The sequence below is a fragment of the Solilutibacter tolerans genome (assembly GCF_900155935.1).
In the GTDB taxonomy this organism is placed as follows: Bacteria; Pseudomonadota; Gammaproteobacteria; order Xanthomonadales; family Xanthomonadaceae; genus Solilutibacter; species Solilutibacter tolerans.
Genome location: NZ_FTLW01000001.1, coordinates 369320 through 393894, shown reverse-complemented (window position 1 = coordinate 393894; position 24575 = coordinate 369320). Strand labels below are relative to the sequence as shown.

The window sequence follows — 24575 nt, the reverse complement described above, 5'->3', positions numbered from 1 at the left end:
CGAATGTTAAACTGCGCGCCCGGTTTCGAGGCCGGACTTCGTTCTTTACTCAATCCAGGCGGCTCCCCATGCAGAAACCTGCAGTCACCCTCATGGTCAAGGCGGCCCGTTCCGCCGGCAACGTGCTCTTGCGCAACCTCAGCCGTCTGGACGCCCTCAACGTGGTCGAAAAGGGTCGCCAGGATTACGCCAGCGAAGTCGATTCGCAGGCCGAAGAAGCCGCCGTGCGCGAACTGCGCCGCGCCGCACCCGACTACGCCATTCTGGGAGAGGAAGGCGGCCTGCAGGGCAAGGGCCGCAGCACCTGGGTCATCGACCCGCTGGATGGCACCAGCAATTACCTACGCGGCCTGCCTCACTGGTGCGTGTCGATCGCGTTGGTCGAGAATGGCGAGCCGGTCCACGGCGTCATCTTCGACCCGATCCGCAATGAGCTGTTCACCGCCAGCAAGGGCTACGGCGCAGTGCTCAACGACAAGCGCATCCGCGTGGCCGAGCGCAAGACGCTGGAAGGCGCGCTGATCGGCACGGGCTTCCATCCTCGCGAGCGTGAGCGTCTGGGCGCGCAGCTGGAATGCACCCGTCAGCTGATGACGCAGGCCGAGGACATTCGCCGCGCCGGATCGGCCGCGCTTGATCTCGCCTATGTCGCCGCAGGCCGGCTGGATGCCTATTACGAAGGCGGCGTGAAACCGTGGGATATCGCCGCCGGCGTGCTGATGGTGCGCGAGGCAGGCGGCAAGGTCTGCGACCAGAAGGGCGCGCCGACCAAACCGATGGATGCACGTGGCATCGACAGCCGCTTCCTCATCGCCGGCAATGTGCGCGTGGCCGAAGCGCTGCAAAAAGTCGTGGTGGACAGCGGTTATGCGGCAACCTTCCGCGTCTAAGCCTTGAGATAGACGCCATGAAAAAGGCCCGCAGATGCGGGCCTTTTCTTTTGCCAGGTTGCCTGCCGATCAGGGACGGCGTGCCAGCGCCGCCTCGTCACGCGCCTTCGGCAACAAGTCCTGCTTGGTCACCTTGAGCGGACCATAGGTCAGCAAGGTGCAGGCGACAAAGATCGACGAAAGCGTGCCGATCACGATGCCCAGCATCTGCGACATCGCCATGCCTTCCAGCGAACCACCACCGTAGATGTAGAGCGCGAGGCCGGTCAGGAACGCGACGAACGAGGTGATGATCGTGCGCGAGAGCGTCTGGTTGATGGAGGTGTTGAGCACGGTCAACGGGTCGGCGCGCATGGTGCGGAAGTTCTCGCGCACACGGTCGAACACCACGATGGTGTCGTTGATCGAGAAGCCCATCACCGTCAGCAAACCCGCCATCAACGTCAAGTCGAACTCACGCTGGGTGAAAGCGAAGAAACCCGCCACCACCAAGACGTCGTGCAGAGTGGTCAGGATGGCGGCCACCGCGAACTTCCATTCGAAGCGGAACGCGATGTAGGCCATGAAGCCGATGATCACGAAGGCCATCGCCATCGCGGCATTCTTGGCCAGATCACGGCCCACCTGTGCACTGATCACCGAGCTGCTGCGTACTTCGGCCTGGTTGTCCGGCGTGGAGGCTGCCTTGGCGATCTGCTGGGCAATGCCCGCCGCGGCCGCTTCGCCGCTTTGCTGCGCGCCGCCTACGTTGCCGGTCTGCGCGGCATGTTCGCCGTTGTCCTGCAGGCGGATCAGCAAGTCGCTGCCGGTGCCGTAGGTCTGCACCTGTGCGCTTTCGAAGCCGGCGGCAGTCAAGCGATCACGCACAGCGTCCACGCCGGGCGGGGTGTTGAAGTGCAACTCCACGCCTACGCCGCCGGTGAAATCCAGTGCGAAGTTGAAGCCCTTGGTGGCGATGGCACCCACAGCCGCCAGGGCGATGAGGATGGCGACAAAGAGCGACACAATGCGCAAGCGCATGAAGTCGATCTTGGTGTCGTTCGGGATCAGGGTCAGCGGAAAAATCTTCATGTCGTGTGCTTCCTCAGATCGCGATCGACTTCAGCTTCTTGCGGCCGCCGTAAATCAGCGTGGCAAGTGCGCGTGACACGGTAACGGCCGTGAATACCGAGGTAAGGATGCCGACGACCATCGTCAGCGCGAAGCCCTTCAGTGGGCCGGTGCCGAAGGCGTACAGGGCGATACCCGCCAAGAGTGCAGTCATGTTGGCGTCGAAGATGGTGCCCGATGCCTTGTCGTAACCGGTCGCGATCGCGGCCTTGGGCGGCATGCCCGCTCGCAACTCTTCACGTATTCGTTCGTTGATCAAGACGTTGGCATCCACCGACATCGCAACCGTCAATGCCAAACCGGCGAAGCCGGGCAATGTCATCGTCGCGCCAAACAGCGACAACACTGCGACCACCATCAACAAGTTCATCAGCAAGGCCAAGCTGGTGACCACGCCGAACATGCGGTAGTAGATCAAGAAAAAAGCGAGCGTAAACAGAAACGCAAAGGCGACCGCCTTGGTGCCGCGCTCGACGTTCTCCTTACCCAGGCTCGGACCGATGGTGCGCTGATCAGCGAAGAACATCGGTGCTGCCAAAGCACCGGATTTCAGCTGCTTGGACAGGCTCTGCGCCTCTTCCGAAGACAGGCCGGTGGTGTGGAACTGGTTGCCGAACACACCTTGGATGGTGGAGGCACTGATCACGCGTTCTTCCACGCGCGAGCCCTGCACTTCCTTGCCATCCACCATCGTCACGGTCGGGATGCGTTCGATGTAGACGATGCCCAGACGCTTGCCCACGTTTTCAAGCGTGTGGTCCAGCATACGTTTGCCGCCGGCAGCATTCAGCGTGATGCTCACGTCGGGCGAACCGGATTGCGGATCGACACCGGGCACCGCGGAAAGCAGTTGATCGCCCGAGACCAGTACGCGCTTGGAAAGCAGGATCTGGCCACCCTCCTGCATGTTGTAGATGCGCGAATCCGGCGGCACCTGGCCACTGGCTTTTGCTGCTGCAGCGGCGGCTTCATCACCGGTCACTGCGCGGAATTCCAATGTCGCGGTAGCACCAATCTGGCGCTTGGCTTCAGCGGTGTCCTGCAAGCCCGGTAGCTGGATCACCAAACGGTCCGCGCCTTGACGCTGCAGCACCGGCTCAGCCACACCCAACGCGTTGATACGCTCAGCGATGACGGTACGGTTCTGGTCCACGGCGTCGACCGCGATCTTGTTGACCTCGGCGTCTGACAGGCGGGCACTAAGGTTGCCGTTGCTGACCGACCAAGTGAATCCGGGGCCACCTGCAGCCGGCGACCCCAAGCCCTTGATCAGGGCTGCTTGGGCATCATCGGCATTCACGCCCGGCTGGAACGAGATCGCCACGCTGTGGTCCGGGCGCACGTCCACCGAACGGTACTGGATGCGTGCATCACGCAGGATGCCGCGCATGTTCTCGGCATAGGCCTCCATGCGCTTCTGGATCGCTTCGTTCTGCTCGACCTGCATCAGGAAGCTGATGCCGCCCTGCAAGTCCAGGCCCAGCGACATCGGTTGCGCACCAATGCTTTCCAGCCACTTCGGCACCGTCGGCAACAAGTTCAGCGCCACCGAATAATCCTGCCCCAAGGTGCCACGCAGTGTGTCCTGCAACTGGGTTTGCTGGTCGGGCGAGGACAGCCGCACCATCACGGTGTCGTCCTTCTCCATCTCAATCGCCTTGGGCTTCAGGCCCGAGGCAGCGACACCAGCCTCGACCTTCTGCTTCAAGGTGATGCCCGTGGCAGCACCGCGATTGGCAGTGACCTGCACAGAAGGATCCTTCGGATACAGATTGGGCAGCGAGTAAATAGTGCTGACCAACAGCACCAACAGGATGACGATGTATTTCCAGCGCGGAAACTCAAGCATGGCGATCACCCGCGTGACCCGTGCAAGGGCCACGCGCTAGGAGTGGAATGGATCAGGAGGCTTTCAGCGAACCCTTAGGCAGCACGTTACCAACGGCGGACTTCTGCACGCGCACGCGCACGTTGTCGGCAACCTCGATGGTGACGAAGTTGTCGCCGATGTCGGTGACTACGCCCGCCAGGCCACCGTTGGTGAGGACTTCATCGCCGCGGCTCAGCGCTTCCAGCATCGAACGATGCTCTTTGGCACGCTTCATCTGCGGGCGGATCATCAGGAAGTACATCACCGCGATCAGGATCAACGGCATCAGCATCATGCCCAGACCACCACCTTGCGGTGCGGGGGCGGCTGCCTGCGCGTAGGCGGCCGGAATCAACAGGTCGAGAGGGTTCATCTTTCCATCCGATCAAAAATCAACGTGGAATTATGCCATGTGGCCGACTTCCCCGGTTTCCAAGGCCTTGGCGCGTCAATTAGGTGGATTTGCCCCGCGCGCCGCGTAAAAATCCGCCCTGAAGTCCGTGAACCGGCCCGCCGCGATAGCTTCGCGCATTCCGGCCATCAGGCGTTGGTAGTGCCGCAGGTTGTGCAGGGTGCCCAGCATCGGCGCCAGCATCTCGTTGCAACGGTCGAGATGGCGGATGTAGGCCCGGCTGAATCCGTTGGCACAGGCATAGCAGTCGCAGCCCTCCTCGATCACCCCGAGGTCATGCTCGTACTTGGCGTTGCGAATGCGCACCGTGCCATCAGCGGTGAAGAAGTGGCCGTTGCGCGCATTGCGGGTCGGCATCACGCAATCGAACATGTCGACGCCGCGTGCAACTGCTTCCACCAAATCTTCCGGACGACCAACACCCATCAGATAGCGCGGATGGTCGTCCGGCAACTGCGGCGTGGTGTGATCAAGCATCGCGTTGCGCTCGGCTTCGGTTTCACCTACGGCCAAGCCGCCAATCGCATAACCATCAAACCCGATTTCCTTCAGCCCTTCGGCCGAACGACTGCGCAAGTCGTGGTGCACGCCGCCCTGCACGATGCCGAACAGCGCCGCATCGTTGCCCTCGTGCGCGCGCTTGCTGCGCTCGGCCCAACGCAGGCTGAGCTCCATTGACCGTGCGACCACCCCAACATCTACCGGCTTGCCATCAATTTGCACAGGTGGGCATTCGTCAAAAATCATGACGATGTCGCTGCCCAGCACTTTTTGGATATGCATGGATTCCTCAGGACCGATGAACACCTTGCTTCCATCGGTTGGCGCGGCAAAGGTGACGCCTTCTTCGGTGATCTTTCGCCGTTTGGCCAGCGAGAACACTTGGAAGCCGCCCGAGTCGGTGAGGATGGGTCCGTTCCATTTGCCGAAGCCATGCAGGCCGCCGTGCGCTTCGATCACGTCGAGGCCGGGACGCAGATACAGGTGGAAGGTGTTGCCGAGGATGATTTCCGCGCCAAGGTCGCGAATTTGCTCGGGGAAGACACCTTTAACGGACCCATAAGTGCCGACCGGCATGAAGGCCGGCGTTTCCACCGTGCCGCGCGGGAAAGTGAGCCGACCGCGACGCGCGGCACCGTCGGTGGCCAGCAGTTCAAAGGACATGCGGCTCATGCAAGGAGCCCGGAGAAATGAGGACACACCGCGCAGCCAACATGGGATGCTGCGAGCGCGCCATGAATGGCGCGCGCCGGCGCATCAAACAGGGATGTTTGCCTGCGCCGGAAAGCATTCCGGGCTAGCTGCCCGGTATGTGGTGACGAATCGAACCCTCTGCTCATCCTGCGTCCTTCGAAAACAACAACATCGCATCCCCATAACTGAAGAAGCGGTAGCGCTGCGCCACCGCATATTGGTACGCGGCAAGAATCCGCTCGCGCCCGACGAACGCCGACACCAGCATCAACAGCGTGCTCTCCGGCAAATGGAAATTGGTGACCATCGCATCCACGCTTTGGATGCGGTAGCCGGGAAAGATGAAAATCTGCGTCTCGCCAGCGAACGGCTGCAACGCGCCCTCGCGCATCGCGCTTTCCAGCGCACGCACCACGGTCGTACCGACAGCGATCACGCGCCCGCCACGCTCGCGCGTGCGCCGCACCTGCTGCACCAGCTCCGCGCCCACGTTCAGCCATTCGCTGTGCATCACGTGTTCGTACACGCTCTCTACCCGCATCGGTTGGAACGTGCCCGCGCCGACATGCAATGTCACATGGCCGAACTCAATGCCGCCTGCGCGCAACTCGTCGAGCAAAGCCTCATCGAAATGCAGGCCCGCGGTCGGCGCGGCCACTGCGCCCGTATGACGCGCGAAGACGGTCTGGTAGCGCTCGCTGTCGGCGGCATCGGGCGCACGCTCGATGTAGGGCGGCAATGGCAGGCGTCCCGCATCGACCAACCATTTTTCCAGCGGCGCATCGACATGGAAACGCAGCTGATGGAACGCGTCATCACGCCCCATCACTTCCACCTCGCCACCTGCATCCAGCGTGATGCGGCTACCGGGTTTCGGCGTCTTGCTTGCACCGATCTGCGCACGCGCCTCGTTGTCTGGCAGCAAACGTTCGATCAGGATTTCGACGCGACCACCCGTCGCCTTGTTACCGAACAAACGCGCCGGAATCACCCGCGTGTCGTTGAAGATCAGCAAGTCGCCTTCACGTAGAAGCGATGGCAAATCACGGATACCGCGATCTTCAAACGGCGCGTTGCCTGGCGGCACAACCAAGAGACGGCTGGCCGAACGCTCGGGCAACGGTGCCTGCGCGATGAGCTCGGGCGGCAAATCGAAATGGAAGTCGGATTTCTTCAAGACAGTCGATCAGGACAACAAGCGCGCATTTTACGCAGGGGGCCAGCGCCCGGCTTAACGGTCAAACTTGGTGGAAAGCACGATGGAGGAGGTCGTGCGCTCGACACCATCTACCATGCCGATGCGATCAGTCAGTTCGTCCATCGCCTCGACCGTCGGCACCACGCCTACCGCCATCAGGTCCGATGGGCCACTGACCGAATGCAGTGCGCGAACCTCGGGCATCGCCTGCAACTCCTCAACCACCGACGGCATCTGTCGCGGCATCACCGTCACCGATATATAGGCGCGGATATGGCCGCGTTCGGCTGCCTCGCTTACCTGCACCGTGTACCCGGCGATCACGCCATCGCGTTCCAGCCGGTCGATGCGGCTTTGCACAGTGGTGCGCGAAAGCCTGAGCCGCCGCGCGATCTCGGCCGTCGAGGCACGGGCGTTCTCGCGCAGCAGGCTGAGCAATTGCTGATCGGCAGTGGTGATCCGCATGAGCGCGCCCCGGTTTCGTCGATTCGACGAAATTATCAGATATTTCGTCTGTTTAATGGCTGCCTTTCGACGAACCAATGCAGATAATGGAGGATTGCCTATGACTGCCACCCTTGGGGAGCCGCACATGACCCTGCTCGACACCCTGGCGCCGCTGCGCGCCCACGGCCACGCCCGCACCACCGGCTTGGATGACGCCACCCTCGCCCGCTTCGCCGCCACCCATCCGCCGCTGGTGGAAGCCGTGCAGGCCGCCGCCGCCGAGTACGCGGTCATCGCCCGCGAATTCCCCGAACTGCTCGACCTGGACGAGGCCGCGCAGGCGGAGAAGATCCAGGCCGGCTTCGTCAATTTCTATTCGGCCGACACGGTCAACCCGTATGTCGCGCTGGCCGCGCGCGGGCCGTGGGTGGTCACGCTCAAGGGCGCGGTGCTGCACGACTCCGGCGGCTACGGGATGCTCGGTCTCGGCCACACGCCCGAAGCCGTGCTCGAAGCGATGGCCAAGCCGCAAGTCATGGCGAACATCATGACCCCGAACATCGCGCAGCTGAAGTTTGATCGCGCGATGCGCAAGGAAATCGGCCAGACCATCGGCGGCTGCCCGTACACCCACTTCATGTGCCTCAATTCGGGCTCCGAATCGGTGTCGCTGGCTTCGCGTATCGTCGATGCCAATGCCAAGACCATGACCGATCCGGGCGCACGCCACGCCGGCCGCAGCATTAAGCGTCTGGTCGTGAAGGGCGCCTTCCACGGCCGCACCGAGCGCCCGGCGCTGTATTCGGATTCCAGCCGCAAGAACTACGTGCAGTACCTGGCCAGCTTCCGTGACGAGGATTCGGTGATCACCGTGCCGCCGTACGACGTGGCCGCGCTGGAGAAGGCCTTTGCCGATGCCGAGGCCAACGGCTGGTTCATCGAAGCGATGTTCCTGGAGCCGGTGATGGGCGAAGGCGATCCGGGCCGCAGCGTGCCGCGCGCGTTCTACGACGCCGCCCGCGAACTCACCCGTGCGCATGGCGCCCTGCTGCTGGTCGATTCGATCCAGGCCGGCCTGCGCGCGACCGGCTATCTCTCCATTGTCGACTACCCCGGTTTCGAGGGCATCGCCGCGCCGGATCTGGAGACCTACTCCAAGGCGCTCAACGCCGGCCAGTACCCGCTGTCGGTGGTCGCCGTCATCGAATCCGCCGCCGCCATCTACAAGCGCGGCCTGTACGGCAACACTATGACCGCCAACCCGCGCGCACTGGATGTCGCGATCACCGTGCTCGGCCAGCTCACGCCCGCGCTGCGCGCCAACATCCGCGACCGTGGCACGCAGGCCTTGCAGAAGCTGGAAGCGTTGAAGGCCGAACTCGGCGGCATGATCACCAAGGTCCAGGGCACCGGCCTGCTGTTCTCCTGCGAGCTGGCGCCGGGCTTCAAGGGCTACGGCACCGGCAGCACCGAGGAATGGATGCGCGAACAGGGCATCGGCGTAATCCACGGCGGCGAGAACTCGCTGCGCTTCACCCCGCACTTCGCTATGGACGAAGCCGAACTGGACCTGCTGGTGTCGATGGTCAAGCGCGCGCTGCAGGAAGGCCCGCGGGTCGAACAGGCGGCCTGATCGCCCTTCGCCACGGAAACAGAAACGCCCCGCATGCGGGGCGTTTTTTCGTGCGCGATGTGGCTTCGGCTCAGGGCTTCGCCGGGTAGCGCTTCATCGCGGCATCAATGACCGCACGGGCTTCGGCGGCATCGCCCCAGCCGTTGAGCTGCACGGTCTTGCCACCGCGCGGCAGCTGCTTGTAGACGCGGAAGAAGGCCTCGATGCGCTCGATTTCCTGCGCCGACAAATCTTTCAGTTCGCGCATGCCGGCATAGCTGGCATCGACCTCATCCACCGGCACGCCGATGATCTTCTCGTCGGCCTCGCCACCATCGACCATGCGCAGCACGCCCAGTGGCCGGAAGCGGATCACGCTGCCCGGATACAACGGCGCACGGGTGAGCACCAGCGCATCCAGTGGGTCGCCATCGCCGGCGAGCGTGCCCGGCATCGAGCCGTAATTGGCCGGATACGCCATCGGCATCGCGATGAAGCGGTCGACGTGCAACAGGCCGTCTTCGCCCATCTCGTACTTGGTGAAGCCGCCGGCGGGAATCTCCACCACCAGCAAGGCCTCGGCCGGCGCGTTCTCCACTTGCGCGATGGCGAACGGATGCACCCACGCGGGCGGCGCGGCGAATGCGGCCAACGGCAGCGCGAGGCCACACGCGATGACGATGGCGAGGCGACGCATCATCGCCGCGCGTGGCGTCATCCTCATTCCCAGCACCGGTCGCTGCGGCCACCGAGCGTGGCATCGCGATGCGTGCAATCGCGTTCGGCGATGCGGCCTTCGCGGATCTCGCGCAGCTGCTTGCGGCCCTGTGCATCGCGCACGATCTCGACATCGTCATACAGGCGACCGGTCACCGTGCGCGCCTGGTAACGCATGCGCTGGTTGTCGATGCGCAACACCTGGAACAACTGGGTGTCTTCGGCGGTCGGCGCCATCTCGCGCTTGGCCTCATCCGAGAGGCGGTACTGCTTGGGCCCGGCCACGCTCACCACGAACTGCGGCAGCGCCTTGCCACGCGTGTCGCCGGCGCGCCGTCCGTAGGTATGGTCATGGCCCTGCAGCACCAGGTCCACGCCGTGCTTCTCCATCACCGGCACCCAGGCCGCGCGCAGGCGTTCACTGGCGCCGCGACCGCGCGGCGAATACATCGGCTGGTGAACCAGCACGATCGACCACGGATGCGGGTTCCGCGCCAGCACGCGATCCATCCAGCGCGTCTGCGCCTGCAGTGTGCCGAGGTCGAGCGCCGAGGTGCCATCCAGCACCACGAAGCGGACGCCCTGCGCATCGAACCAGTACGTCGTGGCCCGCGCGTGCTCGCCTTCCGCACCGTTGCGGGGCAGCGCGAAAGCCTGCATCCACGACTCGCCGAGCACGCGACGCTCCTGCGGCGTGTCCTCGAACTCCTCGCGGTATTCGTGGTTGCCGATGGCCGGCGCGACCAGCATCACGTCGGGCAGGTCGCCGGCGGCTTCGAACCACTCGCCCCACTCGTTGTCGTCCACCGCTTCGGCGACCAGATCTCCGGCATAAAGCGCGAGCGTGGCGTCCGGCGCGTGGCGCATGGCTTCGCGCGTCACCCGGCTGACATGGCTCAGGTTCTTGTTCTGCGTGTCACCGAAAAACAGCACGGTCAGCGGCTCGCCGGTCGCGGCGGCGGTGCGCAACTGGCGCCAGCCGCTCCAACTGCCCTCGCCCTGCACGCGGAACATGTAGAGCGTGTCCGGCGCCAGGCCATCGATGTCCGCGCGATGCACATGCACGCCGCCATTGCTCGCCTGCCACGCCCGCGTGACGGCGGTGATGCGGCGCGGCTCGCCGACATCCGGCGAATCGGTGGCGATGCGGATTTCGATGACCGGCGACTGCACGCGGTCATTGGTGCGCCAGTTCACCGCGAAGCCGCTGGATGCATCCTGCGCGGGGCTGGCGATGATGCGGTCGGGCATCGCGCTGGCGACATAGCGCGTGGAGCCCGCACGCACCGCGAGGTTGGGTTCGTTCTCGCCGGGCGATTGCGTGAAGGCCGGAGCCATCACCAGCGCGAATGCGGCCAGCACCGTCCATCCACCCTTTCTCATCGCGGCGGTCCAATCGTGTCGATGCATGGTGTCAACGCGCCCCGCAGCCTTCGAGCGAAAGCGCCTTGGCGATGTCGCGCCAGTCGAACGCGGCCACGGCCTGGTCGTCGTCCACCGCGTAGAACACGCCCTGCGGGAAACGCGCGTCGACGCTCTGGTCCAGCCAGACGCCATCGGTATTCGCGGTGCGCTTGCCGGCGAAAGCGCCGCGATGCGCCAGCGTCACCCGGTCGAACACATGGAACAGGCTGCGGTCCTTGAACTGGTCGGTGGCGATCCAGTAGCCGCTGCCATCCGCGCAGGTGAACAGCGCCATGCCTTCGGCCTGCGCCTTGAACAGCGATGCGCCGATGTCGCGACCCCGATAGCGGCCATCCATCCCGTATTCGCGCAGGCGGGTACCGGTCGCCACGTCTTCTTCCGACAGCAGCAGGCGATCGTGCGCCACATCGCCGAACACCGATTCCGCGATGCGGATCGCGCCCGCCTCGCCCGTGTCACCGAACGCGCCGGTCAATCGCGCCTGCCAGCCCTTGCCTTCGCGCTGCAGCGCATAGCGCTTGAAACGCTGGCCGAGTTCCGCCAGCGGCGGCGGCACGTCCTCGTCCTGCGCCGACATGTAGTTGTCGCTGACGATCACTTCATAGCCACCCGCCTGCCTGCGGACCCACAGGCCGTAGGGCTGCCTGAGATCGGCCGCACCGAACACCAGCAGCGGCTTGAAGTCCGGCAACTGGAAGACCTGCACGCGCTGGTTGTCGCGCTCCACCACCAGCACCAGGTCGTCGATCACCGAGATGCCGTTCGGCCGCTGCATCCGGCCCAGCGCCGTACCGGGACCGGACACGGTGCGCAGCGTCTTGCCGGTATCACCGTCATAGATGACCAGGCGATGGGTCGCCTTGGCGGTGCCGATCAGCCAGCGCTGGCCCTGCGGCGTGCGCCAGCTGGCGGGGGAATCGATGTTTTCGTCCGGCGTGGACGCGGTGAAGAAGGCTTCCGGCACCACGACATGCGCGACGCCGGCTTCGGACAGCAGCGGATCCTTTTCGACATGCTCATCCGGCTCGCGTGCATCGGGCGTGGCGGCGGGCGGCGGCAGCGTGGCGCAACCGGCGGCCAGCACCATCGTAAGCAGCATCATGCAATGTGGTTTCACGTATTCCCCCGCGCTCGCGCATTCAACAGACCGCATAGAATACGACCATTGCTTGACGGTTTCGTGTCAATCCGCGCATTGCATGACTGTCATCGCATCTGCATCGCAGTGTCATGTTTCCGCCATGTACCAGGCGTACAAATCCCTGCTTTGTTTCGTCATGGGGATGCAATACATGAAACACCACGCCTTGGCTCTGGGTCTGTCGAGGGCGCTGTGCTGCGCCGCGCTGCTGCCGGCCACCACGTTCGCGCAGCAGGCCGCGCCGGATGGCGCCTCCACCGATCCCAAGCAACTGGACGCGGTCGTAGTCCAGGGCGAGATCACCTACCGTAACCGCACCGAAGACACCGCGCCGGTGCTGCGCTACGACCTCGAATACTTCCAGCGCTTCGAGCCCGCGACCGTAGGCGACATGCTCAAGCGGGTGCCGGGCGTAGCCTTTGTTGGCTCCGACATCATGGAGTTCGATGGCGCGATGATGCGCGGCATGGCCGCCGGCTACACCCAGGTGCTGGTCAACGGCAAGAAGGTGCCGGGCGCGGGCGACGACCGCTCGTTCTGGGTCGATCGCATTCCCGCCGAGATGGTCGACCACGTCGAGATCATCCGCAGCAACAGCGCCAACCGCAGCGGCGACGCGATGGCCGGCACCATCAATATCGTCCTGCGCGACGCTTACGTGTTCGACGGCAGCTACCTGCGCATCGGTGCCACCCGCTCGTTCGACGGCGAGTTCAACCCGACCTTCGGTGCGGTCACCAGCGGCGATTTCCTGGGCGGCCGAATCCTGGCCGGACTCAACGTACAGGACCGCTATCGCGCCAAGAACAAGCGCTCGGACCGCTACGCCGACCCGTCGCTGGACGAGTTGCTGAGCTTCGAGGACCAGAACGAGGTCAAGGACGGCCGCGACTATTCGGCGAACGTGTCATGGACTGCTAATGTCGGCGAGACCGGCCGCTTCGGCGTCGACGCTTTCTACGTCAAGACCGACCGCGACGTCACCGAGGTCTCCTACGAGGTCGAATACGACGACGGCGATGTGATCGAATCCAACGTGCCCGGCCTGAACCCCATCGACCAGGTGAACTGGGGCATCGGTACCGAATACCGCTTCGACATGGCCGGCGGCACCACCTCGCTCGACCTCGACCATGCGCGCTTCGAGGACAACAGCGCCGAAAGCGAAGAGAAGCACGAGTACGTCAACGGCGAGTGGGATGCGTCCGAGGCCGAGGCACAGTCGGTGGATGCCATCGACAAGGAAACCGGCTTCACCCTCGCCCACAAGCGCCCGCTGGGCGGCGCCGAACTGGAGTTCGGGGTGGACTGGCGCAGCAAGAAGCGCGACATCACCTACACCAACTTCGAATGGGAAGCCGACAACGAAGGCGACCCGGTGGTCTATGAACTCGATGGCAGCATCGGCTCGCTGATCGAGGAAACCCGCGTCGATCCGTACGTGATGGTGTCCGGCAAACGCGGCGCGTTCGCTTGGGAAGCCGGCCTGCGCTACGAGACCACCAAGTCCGACATCCGCTACAGCGAGGATGGCGAAACCGAAGGTTCCGCCAGCCGCGACTACAACCAGCTGCTGCCCTCGCTGCACCTGAAGTGGGACCTGGACGACGCCACCCGCGTGAAGTTCTCGCTGGCGAAAAGCGTGAAGCGGCCGAACTTCAACGAGCTGGTGCCGGCGCTGCTGGACGGCGAGTACGGCGACAACGACTACATCGGCAATCCGCTGCTGGAGCCCGAGCGCGCCAACGGCCTCGACCTCGGCTTCGAACGCCGGCTGGGCAAGAGCGGCGTGATCGGCGTGAACTTCTTCTATCGTGACGTGAAGGACCTGATCGAGCTGGTCAATACCGGCGAGTGGAGCGAGGACGCGCAGGACAACTACGAGGATGACCTGGAGGAATTCCTCGACGAGAACCCCGGCGCGAGCGAAGACGACTTCGAGTTCGAACCGGAAAGCTATGTGTTCACCTCGGCCAATGTCGGCGACGGCAAGGTCTACGGCGTGGAGTTCGATCTCTCCACCCCGCTGACCGCGCTGGGCCTGCCGAATACCGGCGTGTTCCTCAACTACTCGTGGCTCAACAGCAAGGTCGAGGACTTCCTTGGCAACCGCCGCTTCAACGACCAGGCGCGCAGCGTCTACAACGTCGGCTTCATCCACGACATGCCGGCGCTGCAGGCCTCGTTCGGTGCGACCTACCGCAAGCAGGGCGACGCCTTCAGCCGGATCGTGGCCGAGGAAGTGACCGTCAAGTACGGCGCGGACCTGGAGGTTTTCGTCGAGAAGCGCTTCGGCGAGACCCTGTCGCTGCGGCTGAGCGCGGCCAACCTGCTGGATGCGTCGAAGGACGAGTTCTTCAACAAGTTCGACAACCAGGCGGACCAGATCGATCGGGATTTCGACGAGTACGAACTGGAAACCGAGAAGGCCGGCCCGAGCTACCAGCTGGTCATGCGCTGGGCGTTCTGATCCTGCTTGAAGGGAACCGGCGCGATGCCGGTTCCCGCGTCACGCCGCCAGCGGCCGCGATCTGAGTTCCGCCACTTCGTGCGCGGTACCGAAGCGGCCCCTGTCGTCACGCGTCACCTGCGCCAGCGCACACGCCGGGTCGTGGGTGAAGAACAGATGCACGTTGCGCGCACGCATGTCATCGAGGAAATCGCGCTTTTCGTCGATCAGCAGTTCGGCGTTGCGGTCGTAGCCCATGGTGATCGGCACGTGCACCCAGGGCCTGCCGGGAATCAGGTCGGCGCAGAACACCACGCCGCCGTGCGCCTCGCCATCGACATGCTCCGGCCCGACGATCTCCGCCAGCATCAGCCCCGGCGTATGGCCATGGCTGTAGTGGAAGCGCACCGCATCGCCCAATGCGCGGCTGTGCGCGCCATCAACAACCTCCAATCGCCCGCTCGCCTCAAGCAAGCCAGGCAGCTCGGGAATGAAACTGGCACGATCGCGTGGATGCGGGTGGCGTGCGCGTTCCCAGTGCTCGCGCCCGACTAGAAAGGTCGCGCTGGGGAATAGCAAACGCGGCAGCTCACCTTCCGCCCACGGCGCCAGCAAGCCACCTGCATGATCGAAATGCAGATGCGACAGCACGACCACGTCGATGCTCTCGTGGCTGAAACCTGCCTCGGCGAGAGAGTCGAGTAGCACATGTCGGTCTTCCTGCACACCATAGCGCTCGCGGAGTTTCGGCTCGAAAAAACTGCCGATGCCGGTTTCGAACAACACGGTCTTGCCATTCAAAGGGGATGCGAGCAGTGCACGGCAAGCTAAATCGATACGATTGAGGTCATCGACCGACGTCCACTTCTGCCACATCGCACGCGGCGCATTGCCGAACATCGCCCCGCCATCAAGCTTTTGCGAATTTCCTAGGATCGACCAAAGCTTCATCGTGATTTACCGCTTGCTCTTTATCTGTCCTTGATTCTACGCCCGTCTCGACATCGTCTTAAGCATCGCCGTGGCCCAATGCCACACCATCCCTTGACTGGAGCCCTGAATGATTGGCCAATCCGTTCCCGATGTCGTACTGAAAACTCGCGTTCGCGATGAATCCATCGGCGGTGACAATCCCTTCCGTTGGCAGGATGTGTCCACCGGCGAGATCTTCGGCAAGGGTCGACATGTATTGTTTGCCTTGCCCGGTGCGTTCACGCCCACCTGCACGACCGAGCAGTGCCCGGCGTTCGAGCATCAATACGATGCACTGAAATCCGCAGGCGCAAATGAAGTCCACTGCCTCTCGGTCAACGATGCATTCGTCATGTACCAATGGGGCAAGCACCTCAACATCGACAAGGTGAAGATGTTGCCAGATGGTTCCGGCAAATTCACCCGTCGTATGGGCATGCTTATCGACAAGGACCATCTGGGCTTTGGCCAGCGCAGTTGGCGCTATGCCGCCGTGATTGATGATGGCGTGGTGCAGGCGATGTTTGTCGAGCCAGGCATCAACGATGATGGCAGCGATGACGATCCGTACATCGAGAGCAAGCCCGAGAAAGTACTGGGCTGGATGCACGCGAATCCTTACAAGGAATAATCACCGCACGGCTTGGCTGCATCGCTATCAAAAACGGCCGGAATGATCCGGCCGTTTTCGCATCCATTTTCAACACCACCGCACTCAGCGCGCGGAAGCCGATTTGGCTTTCACCTCACCCTTGCCCACCGGGTTGCGCGGATCACTACCCGCACTGAGATGGCCTGAAGTGACATCCCATTCCACAGCTTGCATGTTGCCCCAGGCGTCGGATGATCGCTGCCCACGCACTTCACCCGGCACTATCACCGTGTGCCCCATCGCACGCAATTTGGCGATGGTGTCAGCTGACAAGGCATCTTTCTCTATGCCGATGGCATCCGGCAACCACTGGTGGTGATAGCGCGGCTTGGTGACCACTTGCTGCGCATCCAGCCCTGCATCGAAACCAAGAATGCCAAGCAGAACCATGGTGATGATGCGCGTGCCACCGGGTGTGCCCAACACGGCAACGCGCTCGGGCGATGTCATGAAAGTGGGTGTCATCGAGCTCAACATGCGTTTGCCTGGTTCGGGCGCATTGGCCGCATAACCCATTACACCGAATGCATTTGGCGTACCGGGCTTGAGTGCGAAATCGTCCATCTCGTTATTGAGCAGCACGCCGGTCCCGGGCGGAATCAAACCTGAGCCAAACAGCAGATTCACGGTCTGCGTTACGGCCGCACGATTGCCGTTCGCATCGATGATGGAGAAGTGGGTGGTTTCAGGATGTTCTTCGAAGGGCGTGGGCTGACCCGGCAACAAATCGCTAGGCGTCGCCTTGAGTGGGTTGATGGTGCTGCGTAGACCGGCGGCGTAATACGGCGAGATGAGTGTTGACTGCGGAATCTTCACGAAATCCGGATCGCCCAAGTAAAAGGTACGGTCGTGAAACGCGCGTCGCATCGATTCGGTAACCAAGTGCACGCGCTGCGCCTCGTCCATCTTGTTCAGATCCCAGGGCTCAAGGATCTGCAACATTTCCGCCAAGGCGATACCGCCCGATGACGTAGGCGGCGCGGTGACGATGTTCCAGTCGTGATACTTGAAGCGGATCGGCTCGCGCTCTTTCACGCGATAAGCCGCGAGCTCTTGCGCCGTCCAGTTTCCACCCTCGGCGTTGACGCCCGCGATGAGCTTTTGCGCCGTTGGGCCCCGATAGAAGCCATCGAACCCACGATCGCCGAGCAGTTGCAGCGTCATCGCCAATTCCGGCTGGCGCAACAACTCGCCTTCAGTCAGCGGCTTGCCATCTTTGAGGAAAACAGCGCGCGTACCGGGATATCGCTCCATCACTTCGTGACGTTCGCCATAGCCTCGCACCAGCCTTGCATACATCGGGAAGCCGTCGCGGGCGATGCGAATCGCGGGCGCAAGTGAAACTTTCAGCGGCAGGCGCCCGTACTTTTCCGCTACGTGAACCAGTGCTGCAGGTAGACCAGGAATGCCGGCAGCCCAGGGACCATTGGTCGCGCGGTCGCGATTCAACTCGCCCTTGTCGTTTAAATAGACCTGAGGCGTTGCACTTGCCGGAGAGGTTTCGCGTGCATCAACGAACACATCCTTGCCGGTCTTGGCATCGTGAAGCAGGAAGAACCCGCCGCCACCCAAGCCAGAGCTGATCGGCTCGACCACGGATAGCGTCGATGACACGGCAACCGCCGCATCGAATGCATTGCCGCCCTTGGCGATGATTTCAAAACCGGCATCGGTGGCCAGTGCATGGGCTGAAGCTATCGCCGCCCCATCGGGTTTTGCGTTTCGCGGGGCTTCGCGTGCCTGCACACCAGCCGAAACCAGCAGAAACGCGAAAGCGAACCACGCGTGAAGAAGCAGCTTCATCGAACCCTTCATGCAGCCTCCTGTAGCCGGCGCAATTTTGCCAGCAAGTCTCCCTCGCTCTCGACGTGCAGGGGGTCGTTCTCGATGCATTCGACCGGACAGACCACGACGCATTGCGGCTCGTCGTAATGGCCAACGCACTCGGTGCACAGCGCCGGATCGATCACGTACACGACCTCACCTTGCGAGATCGCCTTGTTGGGGCAAGCGGGCTCGCAGACATCGCAATTGATGCAGGTGTCGAGAATCTTGAGTGACATGTCCGATCTGGAATCCAAAAAGGCCGCGCTCACCTTTCGGCAGACGCGGTCCGTTTCGTCACGATTACTTCGATTCGACGAACACGTAGGTCACACCCGACGGCGCGACGGCCGCCTGCACGCGATCCTTGTCCGCGGCATCACCCACGAAGATGACCTTTACGTTCTTCATCGTGTTCGGCTTGGCATCCTTGAAACTGGCCTCGACCAGATCAGCCAGCCTGGTGCGTGCCGGCGATCCGAACAGCAGCATGTTGCCTTCGATGATGCCGCGCGAGAGATCAAGCTGGACGCGCTCTAGCAGACGGTCGTACTCGCCCTGGAAATCCTCACTGGATTCACCTGGCAGGAAGTACGCATAGGGTGCGTTGACGACGCCATCCATGTTGGCCTTGGCCACGGAAGCCAGATACGGCTGCCACGCTGCCTTGTCTTCGCTTGTGGGCACGGCCACAGCTGCAGCGACAGCGGCCTCTTCAGGCTTGGCTTCTTCCTTTTTGTTGCAAGCAGTCAGTGCGAGGGTGGCAAGGCTGGCAGCCAGCAGCAGGCGGTAAGTGTTTTTCATGGTGTTCCCCGGTTGCTCATTTTGAATGACGCTGCCTTTCGGCCTGCAGCGCGGCGGCCACTGCTGGTGGTACGAAAGCGGAAACATCCCCGCCCAAGCGGGAGATTTCGCGCACCAGCGAAGATGAAATGAAGCCGTATTTTTCCGATGGCGTCAGGAACAGCGTCTCGACCTCTGGGATGAGGTGGCGGTTCATGCTGGCCAGCTGGAACTCGTATTCGAAGTCGGAGACCGCGCGAAGGCCCCGGATCAACACGCCCGCGCCGACTTCAGTGACGAAATGCGCAAGCAAGGTGTTGAAGCCGCGAACCTCCACGTTTGGGACATCGGCCAGGGCTTCGCTCGCCAACTTCACGCGCTGCTCCAGCGACATCCCGGGCCCTTTGCCCGAACTCGCCGCCACGCCGACAACCAGACGCTCGAACAGCGGCGCGGCGCGATGCACAAGATCGACATGGCCCGCGGTGATCGGGTCGAAGGTGCCGGGATATATGGCGATCCGCTGGCGTGACGTAGTCATGCGAACTCGAAAACGGTGATTCCTGCGAGTGTAACAGTGGGCCGGGCCTGCGTCCCTCAGATCCCGCGTCGCCACAGACGATAGGCCACTTCCCGCGTGCTGCCTTCCCGATGCAAACGCCATCCCGCTGGCATGGCGATGGCCGCACTGACCGGCGCCTCGACATACAGCCAGGCGTCATCGGCCATCAAGGGCAACACCCCGGCAATCGCATCTGCCCACAAATTCCCTGCAAAAGGTGGGTCGATGTAGGCGATGTCATACCTTCGTGCCTCGCTGGCTGCACGTGGCAACCATGCCAGCGCATCGTCCTGGATGATCTCGGCCGTCTGCCCGCCTTCCAAACGGCCCGCCACATCACGCAAACCGAGAACGAGATGTGCGTCACGTTCAACCAAGGTGGCAGACGACGCCCCGCGCGAGATCGACTCAAGCCCCAAAGCGCCGCTGCCCGCGAACAGATCCAGCACCCGCGCACCGGGCAACGCCGGCATCAACCAGTTGAACAAGGTCTCGCGCACCCGATCTGCGCTGGGGCGCAAGCCGTCGATATCAGGCACGACCAGCCTGGTGCCGCGCCAACGACCGCCGACTATGCGCACCATACCCGCCCGTGCCTTGCTCTTACTCATGCCAATCGAAACCCCGGTGCTACCATCCTCGCATTCTCTTACATCCCCCCACGCATGGTTAACTGGTTCTGGCGCAAGAAGCCCACTGATGGCGAAACCGCCACTGATACGCCGGCCCAACCGGTCGTCGAAGCGCCTGTCACTAGCGCCGCGCCGAGTGCGGCGGTCGATGCTCCCGCGCCTGTCGCCGCGCCCGTCTCCCCTGCGACGGCCAAAGATGACTATGCCGATGCCGCGCCTGCTGCAGCGCCGGGCAAGACCGGTTGGCGCGAACGCCTGAAAGGCAGCGGCATGGCGCGCTCGCTGGGGGGGCTGTTCTCGCGCAACCCGAAGCTTGACGAAGATCTGCTGGAAGAAATCGAAACCGCACTGCTCACCGCCGATGTCGGCGTGAAAGCCACGACGGCATTGATCGACGACCTGCGCGCACGCATGGGCCGACGTGAATTTGCCGATGCCAATGCGCTACTTGCGGCTTTGCGCGAAGACTTGGTCGCCCTGTTGCGCCCGGTTGCGCAGCCCTTGTTGATCGATGGCACCGCGAAACCGTTCGTCATTGTCACCATCGGCGTGAACGGGGTCGGCAAGACCACCACGATCGGCAAATTGGCGCGCAAGTTCCGCGATGATGGCCGCAGCCTGATGCTCGCAGCCGGCGACACATTCCGCGCTGCCGCCGTCGCCCAATTGCAGGCCTGGGGAGAACGCAACAACGTGCAGGTGATCGCGCAAGGACAGGATGCCGATGCAGCGGCGGTCGCTTTCGATGCCTACAGCTCGGCCAAGTCGCGCGGCACCGACGTGCTGATCGCCGACACCGCGGGGCGCCTGCATACGCAGGTTGGGCTGATGGATGAGCTTGGCAAGATCGTGCGCGTACTGGGCAAGCATGGCGCGGGCATCCCGCACGAGATCTTGATGGTGATCGACGGTACGACGGGCCAGAACGCGATCTCGCAAGTGCGCGCGTTCAGTGCCAAAGTGCCTGTGTCGGGTTTGGTCGTAACCAAACTCGATGGCACCGCGAAGGGCGGCGTCGTGTTCGCACTGGCGCGTGAATTCGGCATCCCGATTCGTTACGCCGGCATCGGTGAGCGGCCGGAAGACCTGCGCGTGTTCGATCCCGAAGCCTTCGTCGACGCGCTACTGCCTGCATCACTCGGCCAGTGAACGACAACCCAGCGAATACCACGTCACCTGCTCGCAAACGGAGGTGGGTGCGCGGGTTCGTGATCGGGTTGGCCGTACTTCTGTTGCTGCTTGCGCTGGCTATCCAACAGGCGCTGCAGCCTCGATTCGCCACTCGCCTGATCCTGCGCGAGGCAGGACAAGCGCTGGGCCTCGACATCAGTGCCGATGGCGAGGCCGAGTTGCAATTGCGCGGCACGCCACGTTGGGTAATTCGCGGGGTGAGCGCACGCTTGCCGGGTACCCAGCGTGAATTGCTTCATGCCGAACGCATCCTGCTGTCACTGCCTTGGTCCACGCTGAAAAGCCGGGGAAAGCTGCTGGATATCGAACGCGTCGAACTGGATGCACCCACGCTTGATCTGGCTGTACTGGCGGAATGGCGGAAATCCCGCCCGCCCAGCACCGAACAACGCTTGCCCACATTGTCACGCGGCTTGCGCCTGGTGCGCGGTCAAGTCCTGGGCAATGGATGGAAGATGGATGACATCGAAGCCGACCTGCCGCGTTTCGCCCCGAAAGAGCCTCTGGCCGCACATCTTCGCGGCCGTTACATCGCACGCACGATGCAACTTCCCTTCGATCTGCATCTTGTCCTGTCCGAACCTGCCAAAACAGCTGCATTGGGCTTGGCTGGCGACATCACCCCGACGGCCAGCGACTGGAAAATGCCGATGCGGATCCGACTCTCCGCACCCATGCATTGGAGTGATGAAGGGCTGCGCTTGCAACCCGCTAAACTGGGTGCAGATGTACGTTATGAAGGCCGCGGTGGTGACCCCGTCCCCTTCGCCCTGGGTGCATACGGCCCTGCGCACATATCAAGTGATGGACTGCATTGGCCACGGCTTTCATTGGCATTGCGGGCGGAAGGCGCGGTGCCAAACCTCGATGCAACCGGCAAGCTGCAAGCAAGTGATCGTTTGCAATTGACACTGGATGGCCAGATCCATGCATGGCCGGAGGTCTGGCCGAAACTTCCCCCACCATTGTCTGATTCAAATTCGCCTCTGCCGTTTTCACTCGACTACACCGGCGCATTTGATTTCAGCGATGTCATCGCGCTGGGTGTTCGCCGTGATGCCACGCGATTCGACGGGCGCTTCCATGTGCGCGATGTATTGGCATGGCGCGATGCCGCATCCACGGGATCACCGCTACCACCCATCAACGGGCGACTGAGCACACCGAAGTTGGAAATTGCGGACGCGCAACTTGAAGGCGTCGAAGTGGATTTCGACGAACCAACCGTGCCGGCAGTGAGCGAAAAGCCATGACCTCGCAACGCAAGCGCGGCATCGTTACGCCAAAAATCGAAGCCGACATCGACCAAGCCATCACATCGGCATTCGCGCCTCGCCTGCTCGAATGGTTCGACGCACATGGCCGCCACGATCTGCCTTGGCAAATCCAACGCACGCCGTATCGCGTGTGGCTATCCGAGATCATGCTGCAACAGACGCAGGTCACTACAGTCATCCCGTATTTCCAGCGTTTCGTCGATGCGCTACCCGACCTGCATGCACTGGCAAACGCGCCCAGCGACGATGTGCTCGCCCTGTGGTCAGGACTGGGCTACTACAACCGCGCGCGCAACCTGCATGCCGCTGCGAAAATTTGCATGGCCGAACACGACGGCGAATTACCGCGAGATTTCGACGCGTTGCATGCGCTTCCCGGCATTGGCCGCAGCACCGCGGGCGCGATTCTTGCGCAAGCTTGGAACGAGTTGCAGCCCATTCTTGATGGCAACGTCAAACGCGTGCTGACGCGATTGCACGGCATCGATGGTTGGCCGGGGCTGCCTGCGGTCGAAAAACAACTTTGGACGATCGCAGATGCTTCCTTGCCTGCCTCGCCTGCCGCGCGCCTGCGCATGGCCGACTACACACAGGCGCAGATGGATCTTGGTGCCACGCTGTGCACGAGAACCCGGCCCAAATGTGATACCTGCCCCTTCGTTGATCTATGCATCGCCAAACGAGATGGGCTCGCCGGCGAGATTCCCGCATCCAAGCCCAAGAAGGCGATTCCTCAACGTGAGACGCGCATGGTCTGGCTACGCGATGCCGACAGGCGAACTTTGCTGTTGCGTCGCCCTTCGACCGGCATCTGGGCATCGCTGTGGTCGTTGCCGGAAGTGGATGATGTCGAGGCGATCAACGCCCTTGCAAAACAGTACATCGCCTCAAACCACACGGCTACTAGTCGCGAATTGCCTGCCATCGAACACGCCTTCAGCCATTACCGATTACGCATCCATCCACATCTGTTCGATGGCGTCGCACCTCGTGCGCGCGTAGGCGACAATGACGACCTGCGCTGGGCATCGCACGAGGAACTCGCCTCGCTAGGCATCCCTGCTCCCGTGCGCAAACTGATCGAGAAGGAGACTCCATGAGCCGCACCGTCTATTGCCAGCGTGAACAACGCGAAACCGAGGGGCTCGCCTTCGTTCCCTGGCCGGGCGAGATGGGCAAGCGCGTGTTCGAGAACATCGGCAAATCGGCATGGGCTGCCTGGCTCGCGCATCAAACCATGCTGATCAACGAAAACCGGCTGTCTCCGATGAATCCCGAGCACCGGGCCATGCTTGAGCGCGAGATGGAAAAGTTCCTGTTCGGTGGTGGCGCAGAAAAACCCGAGGGTTATGTGCCGGAATAAGCCGGAGCATGACCCCATGTGGGAGTGCATGCCGAAAGCAGCAAGAAATCCAAGGTGATTACAGGCGCGCAGATCCGGCTTTTGACGATGCTCGCCCTGGTGCGGATGGTGGATACGAATGAATCCAAGGCGGACTCATTCGTACCCAAAGGCAAACAGTCAAGTCGGGCTCGCCGCCGCTTTCTCCGCTGCGCGCAGCCCCTTCAAGTCAAGCGGCCGAATCTCTTTGACGATGCAGGTCATGCCAGGCTGGCTGAGCGAGCTGACTCGATCAAAACCCGCACTGACTCGCCCAACTTGCGAGCTGATGTTCAACAGCGGCGCACTGCTATCACGCAAGCACGGGCCGGAAAGACTAAACAGGTAGCCTTCGGTGGGACGAATTTCAACCACCATGTGCTCTTCATCAATGATGTCGAAGCCGCGGCTGCCGCTTGCGTTGTAGGGGATGCTGCGGACGGGCTCACCGGCGAAGGATTGGTAACGCGCCAACTTGTCCGCGCTCGCTTCCCTTGGCGTTGTCGCGCATGCGCCGAGCAGCAACACCGCAGCAGATAGACCCAAGGCATGAACCATTTTCATTGGACTCCCTCCATAGTCACCGTCATTGGCACTAACCATCTTGCCCCCATACCCTAACGCACGCAGGACAACCCGGTCACAGATTCAAACCAGATTCAGTCCCGGGCAGAATTGGGCCATTCACGCTTGCCCAAAGCCGGCTTGCCCCGTAAGATGGCCGGCTGGCGTGACCCGAGCGCATTGGCCGGGTAGCTCAGTTGGTAGAGCAGGGGATTGAAAATCCCCGTGTCGGGGGTTCGATTCCCTCCCCGGCCACCACTGCGTTGGGTTAC

23 protein-coding genes, 1 tRNA gene and 1 pseudogene are annotated in these 24575 nt (G+C 62.6%); 9 read left to right on the top strand and 16 right to left on the bottom strand.

What is annotated here, in order from left to right:
- The first annotated feature begins 68 nt into the window (after positions 1-68).
- A complete protein-coding gene (locus tag BW989_RS01920; RefSeq protein ID WP_076584800.1) occupies positions 69-890 on the top strand; it encodes an inositol monophosphatase family protein in 822 nt (273 codons plus the stop codon).
- A 69-nt stretch (positions 891-959) separates the two neighbouring features.
- Here BW989_RS01920 and secF read toward each other — a convergent pair whose 3' ends face one another.
- The 6 genes from secF to BW989_RS01890 form a co-directional block, all read right to left on the bottom strand.
- A complete protein-coding gene (gene secF / locus BW989_RS01915) occupies positions 960-1961 on the bottom strand; it encodes a protein translocase subunit SecF (protein ID WP_076584799.1) in 1002 nt (333 codons plus the stop codon).
- Positions 1962-1974: 13 nt separating this feature from the next.
- Positions 1975-3849, bottom strand: coding sequence for a protein translocase subunit SecD (secD, locus tag BW989_RS01910; protein ID WP_076585274.1), 1875 nt, complete (start codon positions 3847-3849; stop codon positions 1975-1977).
- A gap of 52 nt (positions 3850-3901) precedes the next feature.
- Positions 3902-4243, bottom strand: coding sequence for a preprotein translocase subunit YajC (gene yajC, locus BW989_RS01905; protein WP_076584798.1), 342 nt, complete (start codon positions 4241-4243; stop codon positions 3902-3904).
- Positions 4244-4318: 75 nt separating this feature from the next.
- A complete protein-coding gene (gene tgt / locus BW989_RS01900) occupies positions 4319-5455 on the bottom strand; it encodes a tRNA guanosine(34) transglycosylase Tgt (RefSeq protein ID WP_076584797.1) in 1137 nt (378 codons plus the stop codon).
- 163 nt (positions 5456-5618) lie between these two features.
- Positions 5619-6653 carry a tRNA preQ1(34) S-adenosylmethionine ribosyltransferase-isomerase QueA gene (gene queA, locus BW989_RS01895; protein WP_076584796.1) on the bottom strand — a complete coding sequence of 345 codons (1035 nt, stop codon included), beginning with the start codon at positions 6651-6653 and terminating at the stop codon, positions 5619-5621.
- A gap of 54 nt (positions 6654-6707) precedes the next feature.
- Positions 6708-7139 carry an Lrp/AsnC family transcriptional regulator gene (locus tag BW989_RS01890; protein WP_076584795.1) on the bottom strand — a complete coding sequence of 144 codons (432 nt, stop codon included), beginning with the start codon at positions 7137-7139 and terminating at the stop codon, positions 6708-6710.
- A gap of 127 nt (positions 7140-7266) precedes the next feature.
- Here BW989_RS01890 and BW989_RS01885 point away from each other — a divergent pair, with 127 nt between their 5' ends.
- Positions 7267-8754 (top strand): aminotransferase class III-fold pyridoxal phosphate-dependent enzyme, encoded by a 1488-nt coding sequence (locus BW989_RS01885; protein WP_076584794.1) that lies wholly within the window; start codon positions 7267-7269, stop codon positions 8752-8754.
- 70 nt (positions 8755-8824) lie between these two features.
- Here BW989_RS01885 and BW989_RS01880 read toward each other — a convergent pair whose 3' ends face one another.
- Genes BW989_RS01880 through BW989_RS01870 form a run of 3 tightly spaced genes read right to left on the bottom strand, consistent with a single transcriptional unit; the run spans position 8825 to position 11974 of the window.
- Entirely contained in the window at positions 8825-9451 is a 627-nt protein-coding gene (locus BW989_RS01880; RefSeq protein WP_242651217.1) for an inorganic diphosphatase, read from the bottom strand.
- A gap of 2 nt (positions 9452-9453) precedes the next feature.
- Complete coding sequence (locus BW989_RS01875; RefSeq protein ID WP_076584793.1) at positions 9454-10833, bottom strand: purple acid phosphatase family protein; 1380 nt, start codon at positions 10831-10833, stop codon at positions 9454-9456.
- Positions 10834-10864: 31 nt separating this feature from the next.
- Complete coding sequence (locus BW989_RS01870; RefSeq protein ID WP_129582797.1) at positions 10865-11974, bottom strand: phytase; 1110 nt, start codon at positions 11972-11974, stop codon at positions 10865-10867.
- A 142-nt stretch (positions 11975-12116) separates the two neighbouring features.
- On the opposite strand from BW989_RS01870, the gene BW989_RS01865 reads away from it, so the two are divergent.
- On the top strand, positions 12117-14486 hold the full coding sequence (locus BW989_RS01865) for a TonB-dependent receptor plug domain-containing protein (RefSeq protein ID WP_242651215.1): 2370 nt from the start codon (positions 12117-12119) through the stop codon (positions 14484-14486).
- A gap of 39 nt (positions 14487-14525) precedes the next feature.
- On the opposite strand, the gene BW989_RS01860 is transcribed toward BW989_RS01865, so the two are convergent.
- The gene (locus BW989_RS01860; RefSeq protein ID WP_076584791.1) at positions 14526-15416 is read right to left on the bottom strand and encodes an MBL fold metallo-hydrolase; all 891 of its coding nucleotides are present in this window, start codon (positions 15414-15416) and stop codon (positions 14526-14528) included.
- A gap of 109 nt (positions 15417-15525) precedes the next feature.
- Between BW989_RS01860 and BW989_RS01855 the strand changes: the two genes are divergently transcribed.
- Entirely contained in the window at positions 15526-16068 is a 543-nt protein-coding gene (locus BW989_RS01855; protein WP_076584790.1) for a peroxiredoxin, read from the top strand.
- 84 nt (positions 16069-16152) lie between these two features.
- Here the strand turns inward: BW989_RS01855 and ggt are convergent, their stop codons facing one another.
- The 5 genes from ggt to rsmD are packed head-to-tail and all read right to left on the bottom strand — an operon-like array spanning position 16153 to position 19869.
- The gene (gene ggt, locus BW989_RS01850) at positions 16153-17892 is read right to left on the bottom strand and encodes a gamma-glutamyltransferase (RefSeq protein WP_083688169.1); all 1740 of its coding nucleotides are present in this window, start codon (positions 17890-17892) and stop codon (positions 16153-16155) included.
- 8 nt (positions 17893-17900) lie between these two features.
- Positions 17901-18185 carry a YfhL family 4Fe-4S dicluster ferredoxin gene (locus BW989_RS01845; protein WP_242651212.1) on the bottom strand — a complete coding sequence of 95 codons (285 nt, stop codon included), beginning with the start codon at positions 18183-18185 and terminating at the stop codon, positions 17901-17903.
- 31 nt (positions 18186-18216) lie between these two features.
- Positions 18217-18717, bottom strand: coding sequence for a hypothetical protein (locus BW989_RS01840; protein WP_076584787.1), 501 nt, complete (start codon positions 18715-18717; stop codon positions 18217-18219).
- Between the two features lie 16 nt (positions 18718-18733).
- The gene (gene coaD / locus BW989_RS01835; protein WP_076584786.1) at positions 18734-19237 is read right to left on the bottom strand and encodes a pantetheine-phosphate adenylyltransferase; all 504 of its coding nucleotides are present in this window, start codon (positions 19235-19237) and stop codon (positions 18734-18736) included.
- Positions 19238-19293: 56 nt separating this feature from the next.
- Positions 19294-19869: a 16S rRNA (guanine(966)-N(2))-methyltransferase RsmD gene (gene rsmD / locus BW989_RS12380; protein WP_076584785.1), complete on the bottom strand. Its 576-nt coding sequence runs from the start codon at positions 19867-19869 to the stop codon at positions 19294-19296.
- Between rsmD and ftsY the strand changes: the two are divergent.
- From ftsY to BW989_RS01810, 4 genes and pseudogenes are all read left to right on the top strand, one after another.
- Positions 19808-21039, top strand: a pseudogene (ftsY, locus tag BW989_RS01825) (signal recognition particle-docking protein FtsY). The gene rsmD and the pseudogene ftsY overlap by 62 nt on opposite strands.
- On the top strand, positions 21036-22334 hold the full coding sequence (locus BW989_RS01820) for an AsmA family protein (RefSeq protein WP_129582783.1): 1299 nt from the start codon (positions 21036-21038) through the stop codon (positions 22332-22334). The pseudogene ftsY and the gene BW989_RS01820 overlap by 4 nt, the downstream one beginning before the upstream one ends.
- Complete coding sequence (gene mutY, locus BW989_RS01815; protein ID WP_083688118.1) at positions 22331-23458, top strand: A/G-specific adenine glycosylase; 1128 nt, start codon at positions 22331-22333, stop codon at positions 23456-23458. Before BW989_RS01820 ends, mutY begins: the two co-directional genes overlap by 4 nt.
- Positions 23455-23721, top strand: a complete 267-nt coding sequence (locus tag BW989_RS01810) for an oxidative damage protection protein (protein WP_076584783.1) — start codon at positions 23455-23457, stop codon at positions 23719-23721. Before mutY ends, BW989_RS01810 begins: the two co-directional genes overlap by 4 nt.
- Positions 23722-23880: 159 nt before the next feature.
- Here the strand turns inward: BW989_RS01810 and BW989_RS01805 are convergent, their stop codons facing one another.
- The gene (locus tag BW989_RS01805) at positions 23881-24303 is read right to left on the bottom strand and encodes a DUF6491 family protein (protein ID WP_076584782.1); all 423 of its coding nucleotides are present in this window, start codon (positions 24301-24303) and stop codon (positions 23881-23883) included.
- A 182-nt stretch (positions 24304-24485) separates the two neighbouring features.
- On the opposite strand from BW989_RS01805, the gene BW989_RS01800 reads away from it, so the two are divergent.
- Positions 24486-24561: transfer RNA gene (locus BW989_RS01800), tRNA-Phe, on the top strand.
- Positions 24562-24575: the final 14 nt, after the last annotated feature.

What these genes read in the sequence shown, in the direction of transcription:
- BW989_RS01920 (WP_076584800.1), top strand. Translation starts at nt 69, where the DNA reads ATGCAGAAACCTGCAGTCACCCTCATGGTCAAGGCGGCCCGTTCCGCC.
- secF (WP_076584799.1), bottom strand. Translation starts at nt 1,961, where the DNA reads ATGAAGATTTTTCCGCTGACCCTGATCCCGAACGACACCAAGATCGAC.
- secD (WP_076585274.1), bottom strand. Translation starts at nt 3,849, where the DNA reads ATGCTTGAGTTTCCGCGCTGGAAATACATCGTCATCCTGTTGGTGCTG.
- yajC (WP_076584798.1), bottom strand. Translation starts at nt 4,243, where the DNA reads ATGAACCCTCTCGACCTGTTGATTCCGGCCGCCTACGCGCAGGCAGCC.
- tgt (WP_076584797.1), bottom strand. Translation starts at nt 5,455, where the DNA reads ATGAGCCGCATGTCCTTTGAACTGCTGGCCACCGACGGTGCCGCGCGT.
- BW989_RS01890 (WP_076584795.1), bottom strand. Translation starts at nt 7,139, where the DNA reads ATGCGGATCACCACTGCCGATCAGCAATTGCTCAGCCTGCTGCGCGAG.
- BW989_RS01885 (WP_076584794.1), top strand. Translation starts at nt 7,267, where the DNA reads ATGACCCTGCTCGACACCCTGGCGCCGCTGCGCGCCCACGGCCACGCC.
- BW989_RS01880 (WP_242651217.1), bottom strand. Translation starts at nt 9,451, where the DNA reads ATGACGCCACGCGCGGCGATGATGCGTCGCCTCGCCATCGTCATCGCG.
- BW989_RS01875 (WP_076584793.1), bottom strand. Translation starts at nt 10,833, where the DNA reads ATGAGAAAGGGTGGATGGACGGTGCTGGCCGCATTCGCGCTGGTGATG.
- BW989_RS01870 (WP_129582797.1), bottom strand. Translation starts at nt 11,974, where the DNA reads ATGCTGCTTACGATGGTGCTGGCCGCCGGTTGCGCCACGCTGCCGCCG.
- BW989_RS01865 (WP_242651215.1), top strand. Translation starts at nt 12,117, where the DNA reads ATGTACCAGGCGTACAAATCCCTGCTTTGTTTCGTCATGGGGATGCAA.
- BW989_RS01860 (WP_076584791.1), bottom strand. Translation starts at nt 15,416, where the DNA reads ATGAAGCTTTGGTCGATCCTAGGAAATTCGCAAAAGCTTGATGGCGGG.
- BW989_RS01855 (WP_076584790.1), top strand. Translation starts at nt 15,526, where the DNA reads ATGATTGGCCAATCCGTTCCCGATGTCGTACTGAAAACTCGCGTTCGC.
- ggt (WP_083688169.1), bottom strand. Translation starts at nt 17,892, where the DNA reads ATGAAGCTGCTTCTTCACGCGTGGTTCGCTTTCGCGTTTCTGCTGGTT.
- BW989_RS01840 (WP_076584787.1), bottom strand. Translation starts at nt 18,717, where the DNA reads ATGAAAAACACTTACCGCCTGCTGCTGGCTGCCAGCCTTGCCACCCTC.
- coaD (WP_076584786.1), bottom strand. Translation starts at nt 19,237, where the DNA reads ATGACTACGTCACGCCAGCGGATCGCCATATATCCCGGCACCTTCGAC.
- rsmD (WP_076584785.1), bottom strand. Translation starts at nt 19,869, where the DNA reads ATGAGTAAGAGCAAGGCACGGGCGGGTATGGTGCGCATAGTCGGCGGT.
- mutY (WP_083688118.1), top strand. Translation starts at nt 22,331, where the DNA reads ATGACCTCGCAACGCAAGCGCGGCATCGTTACGCCAAAAATCGAAGCC.
- BW989_RS01810 (WP_076584783.1), top strand. Translation starts at nt 23,455, where the DNA reads ATGAGCCGCACCGTCTATTGCCAGCGTGAACAACGCGAAACCGAGGGG.
- BW989_RS01805 (WP_076584782.1), bottom strand. Translation starts at nt 24,303, where the DNA reads ATGAAAATGGTTCATGCCTTGGGTCTATCTGCTGCGGTGTTGCTGCTC.